Consider the following 11,177-nt stretch of genomic DNA (forward strand, 5'->3'; position numbering starts at 1 on the left):
AATTTGACTGTAATAAATCTAATAAACGAGAATTTGATTTCTCTAATTCAACCAAATTTTTTGATTCTACATTAAATTTTTCAGCCCCTTTACCAGCGAGAGTAATTGATTGTTGAAATTCTGTTTCGTTACCCGGATTAATTTCCGTTTCTACCTCATAATTATCTGAATTTGACTGTAATAAATCTAATAAACGAGAATTTGATTTCTCTAATTCAACCAAATTTTTTGATTCTACATTAAATTTTTCAGCCCCTTTACCAGCGAGAGTAATTGACTGTTGAAATTCTGTTCCTTTACCAGGACTAATTTCCGTTTCTACCTCATAATTATCTGAATTTGACTGTAATAAATCTAATAAACGAGAATTTGATTTCTCTAATTCAACCAAATTTTTTGATTCTACATTAAATTTTTGATTCTTGTTAGCTGCAAAACTACGATTAATATTTTGTTTAAATGGTAATACTGAGGACGAAACATTTTCTCCCTTTCTATGGGATTTTAATTCGGTCAATAAACTACCTGTATTTTCATATATATGTTCAAATTTTTTTAAAGATGAAATAATCTCTTGATTAGGTTTTGACTTAGGTAATTGTTTATTAATATTGACTTTTGAGTGTCTTGTTGATGGTGCTTTTGTACCTAATGAAGGAGCATCAGAATTTGAATTTAACTTTTCTAATAAACTGCCTTGAGGTCTTGATTGAGTAATATCCTCTAAAGAATCAGTATCTGACTTGACTTCTTGAGTTTCTGTTACCTCAATAGATTTTTCTTTGACCTCTTGTGGGTCTAAAATAGAATCTTTAGGAGTATTACTTTGGGAGTGCATAGGTGGTGGGGCAGTAGACCCCTGTCCCGCATTTGAAATAACTACTCCGATCGCTCCTACTACCAATACATTACGAAAAACACTCATGGATTTTTTTATTCGTCTCCAAGTCCAACTGATATTTTAAACTAACGAGTCAACTGCTTTGCCAAAGTCAAAAGTTGAAAATTCAATTAGCGATCGCCCATAGCAGTCAAAATTAGTTCTTCTACTCCTGCCACTGGCCAAATAGGTTTCTTCAGCCGCTCTGCTAATTCTTCTAGGGTCATATCATCCAAAAATAGATTATCTCCTGGTTTGAGCATGACTGAGGGTAAAATAATTCCTTCCCCTAAGTCTCGTCCTTGTAAACCATCTAGCAAATCTTGGCCTGTTAATAATCCAGTGACACTAATACTTTGTCCCCAATAGTTGCTTGATAAGGCCACCATATTTACTTCCAGTCCTTCAATTTGATTGAGTCGCTCGGCGATCGCTGCAAATGCTTTTTCTACTGCATTTCCTACTACCCAGGTTAGCTTTCTTTTGGTGCTTAAGCAAATGTTATTGGCTAAAATTTCTTTGACAGCAGCTTCAAATTGTGATATAAACTGGCGAATTGAACCAACTCCATTGCCAATTTGAGGATAATCTTCATATTCTGAAGCAGGGGGCAGGTCTCGACGGCCAATCAAAAACCATTCGTCAGCTAACCAGATGCAATTAGTCCCAGATGTCTGTCTCAGTTTAGCTTGAATTTCTTGGACTTGGTCTATGACTTCCTCCGCTTTTTCAGTAGTGACGGGTATTAGTTCATCTGAACTAGGGCGAAAGCGAGTTAAACCCACTGGTACAACTGCCACAGATGCTACTGCCGGAATTTCCCCAGTATGAAATTTTGCTAAATCTAATAATGTGCGTTCTAGATGAATACCATCATTAATTCCTGGGCAAACTACAACTTGAGCGTGTATTTGCAGTCGTCGTTGTTGAAACCACTGAATTTGTTCGAGTATTTTACCTGCTCTGGAATTTTTCAGCAGGCGTGATCGCAATTCTGGTTCAGTAGTGTGGACAGAAACATAGAGTGGCGAAAGTCGCATTTGTTCTATTCTCTCCCATTCCCGTTGGAGAAGGTTAGTTAAAGTCAGGTATGAACCGTAAAGGAAACTAAGACGATAGTCATCATCTTTCAAGTAAAGAGTTTCTCGCTTACCTGGTGGTTGTTGGTCGATGAAGCAAAACGGACAACGGTTATTACATTGAATTAAACCATCGAACAGAGCGGTAGAAAATTCTAAACCCAAGTCTTCATCGTAGTCTTTTTCTATTTCGATGTTGTGAGTTTTGCCTTTTGCGTCGATGACTTCTATTTCTAGATATTCGTCAGCACAAATATATTGATAGTCGATCAAGTCTCGTGGTTGTTGTCCGTTGATAGAGGCGATCGCATCTCCTGGTTCAAAACCAATTTCGGCAGCGATGGAGTCGGGGATAATTTTAGTTATTAAAGCAGGTTTGATAGAAGTTTTACTCATGTTACCAAGGAAAAAGGAAGAGGGAAGAGGGAAATAAGGAACAGGACTTACCCATGATGAACGAGTTTTACAGCGGTTTTCATTAAACAGCTATCAGCTTGTAGGGGCGAATGGCCATTCGCCCCTACTTGGGTTTAAATCCTTTTCTAAATATGGCGTTGCTGATTCTGGGTATGATTTTGCCCCCCTAACCCCCCAATTTTGGGGGGAATAAAACTCTAAAAGTCCCCCAATTTTGGGGGATTTAGGGGGCTTGACTAGAATCAAATAATCGCGCATTCATACTTCAATTCAGCAACGCCCTAAATATTTACTGCTGAGTGCTGAGTGCTAACCGCTTTTTGAAGCATTTTTTTCTCTACTTTTCCGTTCAGTCTTAGGGCTAATTTCTCTGCTGGTACGCTGGTACTCATGAACAATGGGTAGTCGCTCTGCTTGAAATTTAGCTAAAGCTTCATTAATTGTCTCACCTTCTTCTAAATATCGAGATAAAGCCAAGGCATCCTCAAACCCTGATGTCATTCCTCTACCACGGCTAGGACTTTTTGCGTGAGCAGCATCCCCAATCAAGAGGACGTTTCCATGATAAAGTTGAGGTATAGGATCGATATCGTAGGAAAAATTGCAAACAATCTGATCATTTGGGGTAGATTCAATAATTTTTCTGCCTGTTTCAGGAACTTTTGCCAATTCTTGGTCAGGAATTCCTATATTGTGGGGTCGAGGTAAGTTACATTCGGATTCTTCTTGATCTTTTTCAAGAAAAAATCCCCAATGGGTATAACCATGACCAATATCAAAGAAACTTGCATAAATTCCACTACTTCGAACGTAAAGCAGAAATCGCCCATCTTGGCAAAATTCGTCTTCTTTGACAATTCCACGCCAGATAATATTCCCTAAGTAACACAATTTTACGTCAGGAACTACAAAATTCCTGAGTTTTGAGTAAATTCCATCACATCCTATCAATAAATCTCCTTCCCAATGACTCCCATCTTCAAAATAGGCAATTACCTTGTCTTCTGTTTGTTCTAAATGGCTAAAACAAGCGTTACAATGTTGGCAATATTCGGGCAAATAGGCAAGAATTGATTCTAAGATAGCTTTACGATGGATTAAAATTCCAGGAATCTCTTTCTCTTCATATTCTACCTGTTCTTGCTTAACAACTTCATCTTTGAGGTTACGAAATTCAAAGGTTTTTGCAGGTACACCTTTTTCGATTAACTGGTAACATAATTCTGGGTTTCCCTGATTAATTGCTTGCATTCCTGGAGAAATTAAGAGGATACCGCAGCCATCAGTACGGGGAGCAGGATATTTTTCAAATAAGTCAACTTGATAACCTTTTTTAGCTAATAAATAAGTTAAATAGGTTCCTGTTGTTCCTGCGCCTACAATGCCAATACGAGTATTTTGTGTGAGCATAAATATAAGGTTATTCGATCTGTGTTAGTTACTTAATAATTGAAGTATTACCTAAGTACAGCGTTACTTTTGATTGGTATAACTTATCTGAAATATACTTTTCATTTAATTGTATTTTTTTAAGTAGTCAGACTAGCTGTTAATATTCCCATAATTAGATTAACTTGATTTAGGTAATATTCGGTTAAATCTATCATAATATTTTGTTCTTGAAGTTGCAAGAATCGCCAGTTAGTTCCAGATGTAATTGCTTCATAAATTGTGCTGATATTGTTGCCTTCTTTTTGGTTAAATATTCTAGCTGCTATCATTTCGGCTATACATTGCCCTAATCCTAAATTCAGGTTTTCCTTTTTCGCTTCAACAATCACGATTATTGGAGCTGTTATGATTAACATTTCCGCAGATTTCGTGATTAAAAAGTCACAACTTCCGTTTAATCCTGTTTCTGGTTCGACTGTAAAATCTATGCCTGAAAATATATTAATTTGTTCTTGATTTTGTCTTTTGATATCTATTAATATTGGCGCAATTATCATTTCCGTTTGCGGAGCATTCCGTCAGGAAACGAGCTTTTTCACTATTACTTGCCAGGGCGATCGCTACGTTATAGTTCAGTATTTCTGTTAATAATTTACTTGGTTGTAATGGCGATATATTTGCAAAATAGTTTTGTTCTTCTCTTATATTAATTTCAAAAGTTTGTTTAATTTTTTCTAATGTAAAATCGCTGTAAGACATTTTTTCTTAAATACCTAAGAAGTAAGATATATAGCGCTGCGCGCAGGCAACAGCTCATCTGGCAACAGCTCATTTGGGGGAATAAATTGCCTATAATATAAGATTTTAGCTATTGGACAATTCCTGTAATTTGCAAATATGCAAGTGCACATTGCTATAAAAATTAATAGAGTTGTCGCTAAATAGATGGAAAAAATCGCTCAAATTAAGACACAGTAATAATTCCAGAATTTTTGAATGGAAATTGCTAAAATCCTTACATGATAAGGGTTTACCAGTTTTTTATAGTTATAAAGCGACAAGTCTAATTGGTAGTGGTGCATTGTAATGGTATAACCAGTGGGAGCATCTTGCTCCCGTTATAATTATTTTTGGGTTGTCTTGCTCGCTAACCTGTGAAGATATATATTTTTTAATTTCTCCCCACTCCCCTACTCCCCTACTCCTCTACTCCCCCACTCCCCTACTTCCTCGAAATAGATGAGTATGTTGAGGACTATAAAGACCAGAACGCCCTACTTTTTCCACTTTCTCCAACGCCGGACTAATCACATAGAGCGTTGTTCTGACTAACTGTTTCTCCTCAGTAACAACAGCCATTTTCTCTAAAGGTACAACCCAAATTTGTTCATCAGGCCATCCCAGACGATAACATATCGCAATAGGTATTTGAGGAGAGTAATGTTCTATCAACTTTTGTTGTGCTTCCCAAACATGACGAGCGCTCAAATACAAACATAAACTTGCTCCGTGAGCAGCCAAACTACCCAACTCTTCACTAGAAGGAACTCCTGTAGCTTTTCCACTAATCCTAGTTAATATGATTGTCTGCACCAACCCAGGTACAGTCAACTCCACTTTTAACTTAGCTGCTGCATCCTGAAATGCGCTAATTCCCGGCACAATTTCAAAATCAATTTCTGCCTCTGCCAAAAGCTGCATTTGCTCATAAACCGCCCCATACAAACTTGGATCTCCAGAATGGAGACGCACTACAGAACAACCTTTTTTCACTCGGTCTATCATTAAAGGCAGAATATCTTCTAGAGTTTTATTTGCCGTTCCAATAACCTCAGCATCAGGACGTACAACTCGTAACATTTGCTTAGGTACTAAAGAATCTGCATATAGAATTACATCTGCTTTCGCCAAGAGATTATAAGCTTTCACCGTTAATAGCTCGGGGTCTCCTGGACCTGCCCCTACAATGTAGACTGCTGGTTCAAGACTTTCTGTATTATTCATTTATTATATTAGTCAAAAAATTTTCTTCAGTATTCTGTGATTTTTCCTGATGTTAGTACCTATATTCAGAGAAAAGGAATGGTAGATGGACCCTGGTATAGCTCTGGACTTACTGTCTAGAGCTTTTTTTATCTTTTCTTTTGCGAGTTTAATACCAAGCGTGAAAAAATAATGTTACAAACTCTAGTTATAGGGAACAGGGAACAGGGAACAGGGAACAGGTAACAGAGATTCGTCGCAAACATTTATCAAACTGGTATAATACCTCACCGTCAACGCAGGGTCAATTTATTGTCACGCTTAGAAAAATTGTATCCTCAGGACTTATGCAAATTAACCTTTGACACGCCATATGTAGGGGTGAATGGCATTTGCGCTCCGCAAAGCTCCGAATAGCGTCCTCACTTGATTTAGTGTCCGTGCGTAAGTCCTCATTCTTTGAAATTTCCTAAATCTTGCTAGAATTAGTTAACCAAAAATATAGAGTTGTAAATATTCTCTGATGACAAAGAATTAGCCCTGCACCGTCAACAGGGGTGGTGAAAATTGTTTGGGGCAATAAGAAACGAAGTAGGATGTCAAAGACTATCGCCATGCAATTTTTCCTTCTTACTTCTGCCTTCTGCCTTCCCCTTCTGCCTTCTGCCTTCTGCCTTCTGCCTTACTCATTACTAGCATTTCACTCTTTCTGTGTCTGTTCCTCCCTATACTTATTCTCTGAAGGCCATATATCAGGTAAAGGTCGCTTCAACAAATATAGCCAAGCCAAACCTGCTAACCCCAACAAAATTCCAGCTAAACTCACAAATTGGGCAATTCGCAGTGGCCCTAACATCAAACTATCAGTCCGTAATCCCTCAATCCAAATTCGTCCACTACTATAAGCTGCCATATAAACAAGAAATAAAGTCCCTACTTTAAGTCGATATCTACCCCGCAAATCTCTAAAAAATAGGAATAGTAATAGTCCAAATACCATCAAATTCCATAGAGACTCATATAAGAAAGTGGGATGAAAATAATCAAAATTTACTAATTCCGATGGACGACGTTCTGGAGGGATATATAACTTCCAAGGTAAATCAGTGGGACTACCAAAAGCCTCAGAATTGAAAAAATTACCCCACCGACCGATAGCTTGTCCCAAAATTACAGAAGGAGCCACTAAATCTGCCAATTGCCAAAAAGAGATTTTATTAATTCTGGCAAAAATTAAAGCAGCGATCGCTCCACCAATAATTGCTCCATGAATTGCAATACCTCCTTTCCAAATTGCAATCATATCTATAGGATTTTGTTGGTACTGTTCCCACTCAAACAGAACATAGTACAACCTTGCTCCAGGAATTGCAGCTAATACCAACCAAACCACTAGATCACCTAATAACTCAGGGTTAACATGACGGCGTCTAGCCAAATATTGGGAAAGAGTAACTCCGATTAATACTGCTGTGGCAATTAAAAGTCCATACCAACGGACTGCCAAAGGCCCCAATTCAAAAATAATTGGACCAGGAGAAGTAAATTGAAAGCCTAAAGGCAATATGGGAATCTCTGTTATCATAAATTTACATAGAAAAATCACTTATAAGAATACCTTAATAGCTAAAAGTCAAAAGTTAGAAATTTTGATAAATATAGCGATCGCACAGCATATAGTTAAGTAATATTATGTCCGGTTGAATAGTTATAAATAACGAGAGAGGAGTCAGCAGGGAAGAAGAAGGAGCAAAAGGAGAAAATTGTTTCATCACTAATTATCCGGACATGATATAAATAGTTTTTCCCTTTCAATGCTGACTGCTGATATGAAATCTGGTTATATCAAATCCGTTTAATTGGACATCAAAAAAATCTTCAATCGTCATAACTACCATCATCTTTGTAATTCTTTCTCCTCCTGACTCCTGTCTTCTCCTCCTGGGAGGGGGAGGGGCGAGGGGTGGGTTGACTCCTGAGGACTCCTAACTTAACCATTCTATGGCTGTTTAACCGGATTTGATATTATACAGTTATCGCACTTTCTACTTCCATTCTAATGCAGACATAAAATGCCGGAATATCCCAAGATTTTTGGCGTTGCTGAGTGGTAATGATTTTGAGATTAACTTTGGGCGCAAAACATCAGTTTTTCAATTTTACCTTCAGCTAATAGACATCTCCAAGAATCAAAAATCAATATCTATATCCCAAAGAAATTATCAATTCTTTACCCCTACAGCAAAGCTGCCTACTGCCTACTCCCTATGCGTGGTGTAGTCTACCCAAATGAAAACCGCTGTCAAGCTAAGACAACGCAAGATTTTTCCTTCTTTCTTCTTCCTTCTGCTATACATTGATATTAAAAAAGTAAACCCCTCAGCTTGATCATCAGCACTTCTAAAGGCTAGCTAAGGGGTATAAAACTATTCCAGAAACTGACTAGCTAATGGGTTGTTCTATCATTTACTAAATTGCCAAAGTTGTCGAAATAATGGAATCTGATTAACTAATATATTTCTTGTTGTTAATTCAAAGTTTTAGAATCTGAATTGAGTTCTTAATGTACCGACCCAAAGAGTGTCATTATCCTCAATGTGGTTAGGATTTGTAATCACAAATACACCGGGAGTAATAGCGATATTGTCGTTCATTTGGAAGCGATAAAAAGCTTCAATATGTATAGAAGTATCATCATCCTTCAAATCATCATTATCACCACCATCGGTAACAATTGGTGGTACACCAACAATAATACCTCCTAGACTTCCTTCTTTCAGTAGGTCTGGGAAAGCTAAAGTCAAAGCACCAGTAATAATAGTGATATCATCAGTATCATCATCATCTTCAGGACGGGCAAATGAAGCACCACCCCAGCCACCTATTTGAAAGCCATCAGTAACTCTCCATTGAGCCTCAAAGTTAACAGTATCTGCGGTAGTTGGTGTACCCTCAAAAGGGTCTCTGGCCAGAAAACTACCTGTACTTCCGGTCAAGTTCACATCGTCTTTCGGATGATAGGTACGCACATAACCCAGTTGAAAAGCTATTTTATCGTTTGGCTCAATCGTAAACTGGCCAAATCCACTAAATCCACCATTAAAAGCACCTCTACCTTCTCGAGGATCTTCAGGATCTGGTGCAGCATAACCCACAGTTACCTGAATTGCATCACTGAAGGAGTAGGCAAATTTGACACCAGCATCAGAAGGAGCACGATAATAAATAGGGTTGAATCGTCCAAATCTAGAAACAGCACCAGCACCACTACTTTCTAGAGGTGTGATAGTTCCGATAAAGTCATCAAGACCATAACCGTTAGCGGCTATCTCTACTTCACCTTTACCATTCAGTACAGGAAAACGATAGGCCAACTTGTCAATGGAAATGGTATCATCCGGACTGCTATCTGTAGCTAAACGAGTCATTAAACTATTGGTCAAATCTCCACCGCTATAGTTAGGAATGTTATTAGCTTGTAGACGAGTTCTTAAACGGTCTTCTCCTGTGAAACTGGTATCAAAGTTCAAACGAACCCGATAACCAAAGGTTGTCTGAGTTTCGTCCTCATCACTGCCGGATCTTCCGCGTCCCTCAGCTTGTTCTCCCCAGGTATCGCTCAACCAAAACAAAACCTCTCCGTTAAGTTTGGTAGTAGTGGAGAACTGATTATTTTCTAGTTCTGCGGTTCTAGCTTCTAGAGCATCTACTCGTCCTCGCAAAGCAGCTAATTCTGCTGCAAATTCCTCTTGCAGTCTTTGTAAAACTGCTAAATCTTCTCTAGTTACTAGGTCAGAAGTTGCCGCTGCGATTAATTCTGTAATTCGGTCTAAACAAGAATTCAAACCTGCTGCAAACTCAAAACGGGTCATCGCTCGATTTCCCTTATAAGTCCCATCAGGATAACCTGCGATACAACCATAACGCTCTACCAAGGATTGTAGTGCTTGGAATGCCCAGTCTGTAGGTTGTACATCTGATAACTGAGTTACAGATGTTACCTGATCTAGTGAATCTCCATCTTCCAAGTCTGATACTGCCACTGGTGCCAATGAAGGGTCATCCATGGGCATTGAGCGAATATCTATTTGAGCTATTTCAAAGGAAGATGCGTTTTCTATCGTACTTTGGGCTAAGTTCTGATTTACAGAGTTTTCGCCACTTCCTAAAGTCTGTGGAGGAGCTTCAGCAGCGATCGCTGAACCTGCCATTAATAATAATGTTGCGCTAAAAACACTAGGACTGTGCTTTAGAGTTTTCCAGATAAGTCTTGTCATATTTACTAACCCTCACACCAATGTGACATTCTCCTACATCAAATCAAAGATGTATGATGTAGGCATCCCTTCCTCACGGACGCGGGCTTTCTGTTTCACAGGGAGTGCAACCACTTAACCCTCCGCAGACAGAGACGATGGGACCCACCGCCTTTTTGTACTGAATCTCTACTTTTGTTTTGATATATCAAGACTAGGGCGTTATATTTGTTTTTGTTTTAGGAAAAAACAAAGGTTTGAATAAGTCTTAATATTTTTTTTCGATCTTAAGTTTTAAATGGCCAACTGCAAAAGTCGTTTGACTATATTTAGAGATTAGTTTACTGATTGAGCAATGCTGTAATTTAATTTCTAGCCTTTGAGGAAGGCGTAAGTATTTCTTTACGAAAAGCTCAACCATGATTCTCTTCTCTATATCACAGTTTAGTTATTTTGTCTGTATATACAGTTTGTTTACAAGAGATGAGCTTAAGACGCCACCTTAGAAATTAGATTTTTCCTTTATTTTTGACTACTCCCCAGAGCTGTTGCCTAGGGGATTCTAAGTAGATACTACGCAACACAGATAAATCCCTGTTGATCCGTCTCTTCTTAGCTGACCAAAGATATACTCTTTGGGGACAAGTCAAAGTGCCCCTACACAGTCTGCTTAACTCTAAACTTAGCTTTCTGCTTACTTTTGTAAGATAAAATACTTCGGATTAAAATCCGACTCCTCGCTTTTCATCCATCGCTTAAAGGACGATGGCTTTCATGCTCCTGTGTTTTTTAGGTAAAAATTACGGTCTCGTCGCAAATTTTACACCTAATTTGACAATTTGCAACCTAATTTTCAGAATATTTTTTTCAGAAAACAAGCCAAAAACTAAGCAAAGAAAGGACAGTCAGACAAACTGATAGTCAAATCTGAAATTAAAATAATAACGTCAAATTAAAAAATCATTCGATTTAACGACCAACTTATAACTATTTATCCTTTTTCAGTTTTTCAATTTCTATTTAGGCCTTGCTGATTAAATCTAAAACCCACATTCCGCACCACAAAATGTAGCATCGAATCAGGAGTCAGGAGACAACCCACCCCTAACCCCGACCGTGGAGGGGAAGACAGGAGACAGGAGGAGAAAGAATTACAAAGATGATGGTAGT

8 protein-coding genes are annotated in these 11,177 nt (G+C 38.2%); all 8 read right to left on the bottom strand.

Annotated features, from left to right (window positions below):
• Positions 1–925: hypothetical protein (locus D5R40_RS25930; protein ID WP_134239628.1), on the bottom strand; the 925-nt coding region annotated here is incomplete at its 3' end.
• Positions 926–1,011: 86 nt separating this feature from the next.
• Positions 1,012–2,355 carry a TIGR03279 family radical SAM protein gene (locus tag D5R40_RS25935; protein ID WP_124155441.1) on the bottom strand — a complete coding sequence of 448 codons (1,344 nt, stop codon included), beginning with the start codon at positions 2,353–2,355 and terminating at the stop codon, positions 1,012–1,014.
• Between the two features lie 330 nt (positions 2,356–2,685).
• Positions 2,686–3,786: an FAD-dependent oxidoreductase gene (locus D5R40_RS25940; protein ID WP_124155442.1), complete on the bottom strand. Its 1,101-nt coding sequence runs from the start codon at positions 3,784–3,786 to the stop codon at positions 2,686–2,688.
• Positions 3,787–3,905: 119 nt separating this feature from the next.
• Positions 3,906–4,325: a hypothetical protein gene (locus D5R40_RS25945; protein WP_339379447.1), complete on the bottom strand. Its 420-nt coding sequence runs from the start codon at positions 4,323–4,325 to the stop codon at positions 3,906–3,908.
• Positions 4,270–4,527 (bottom strand): hypothetical protein, encoded by a 258-nt coding sequence (locus D5R40_RS42185; protein ID WP_287239212.1) that lies wholly within the window; start codon positions 4,525–4,527, stop codon positions 4,270–4,272. Before D5R40_RS42185 ends, D5R40_RS25945 begins: the two co-directional genes overlap by 56 nt.
• Before the next feature lie 447 nt (positions 4,528–4,974).
• On the bottom strand, positions 4,975–5,772 hold the full coding sequence (gene cobM / locus D5R40_RS25950; RefSeq protein ID WP_124142990.1) for a precorrin-4 C(11)-methyltransferase: 798 nt from the start codon (positions 5,770–5,772) through the stop codon (positions 4,975–4,977).
• A gap of 679 nt (positions 5,773–6,451) precedes the next feature.
• The gene (lgt, locus tag D5R40_RS25955) at positions 6,452–7,336 is read right to left on the bottom strand and encodes a prolipoprotein diacylglyceryl transferase (RefSeq protein WP_124142989.1); all 885 of its coding nucleotides are present in this window, start codon (positions 7,334–7,336) and stop codon (positions 6,452–6,454) included.
• 955 nt (positions 7,337–8,291) lie between these two features.
• A complete protein-coding gene (locus tag D5R40_RS25960) occupies positions 8,292–10,028 on the bottom strand; it encodes an iron uptake porin (RefSeq protein ID WP_124155443.1) in 1,737 nt (578 codons plus the stop codon).
• Positions 10,029–11,177 lie beyond the last annotated feature (1,149 nt).

The organism is Okeania hirsuta (genome assembly GCF_003838195.1).
In the GTDB taxonomy this organism is placed as follows: Bacteria; Cyanobacteriota; Cyanobacteriia; order Cyanobacteriales; family Microcoleaceae; genus Okeania; species Okeania hirsuta.

Coding starts and splice junctions, on each gene's coding strand:
- D5R40_RS42185 (WP_287239212.1), bottom strand. CDS start 4,527: ATGTCTTACAGCGATTTTACATTAGAAAAAATTAAACAAACTTTTGAA.
- D5R40_RS25945 (WP_339379447.1), bottom strand. CDS start 4,325: ATGATAATTGCGCCAATATTAATAGATATCAAAAGACAAAATCAAGAA.
- cobM (WP_124142990.1), bottom strand. CDS start 5,772: ATGAATAATACAGAAAGTCTTGAACCAGCAGTCTACATTGTAGGGGCA.
- lgt (WP_124142989.1), bottom strand. CDS start 7,336: ATGATAACAGAGATTCCCATATTGCCTTTAGGCTTTCAATTTACTTCT.
- D5R40_RS25940 (WP_124155442.1), bottom strand. CDS start 3,786: ATGCTCACACAAAATACTCGTATTGGCATTGTAGGCGCAGGAACAACA.
- D5R40_RS25960 (WP_124155443.1), bottom strand. CDS start 10,028: ATGACAAGACTTATCTGGAAAACTCTAAAGCACAGTCCTAGTGTTTTT.
- D5R40_RS25935 (WP_124155441.1), bottom strand. CDS start 2,355: ATGAGTAAAACTTCTATCAAACCTGCTTTAATAACTAAAATTATCCCC.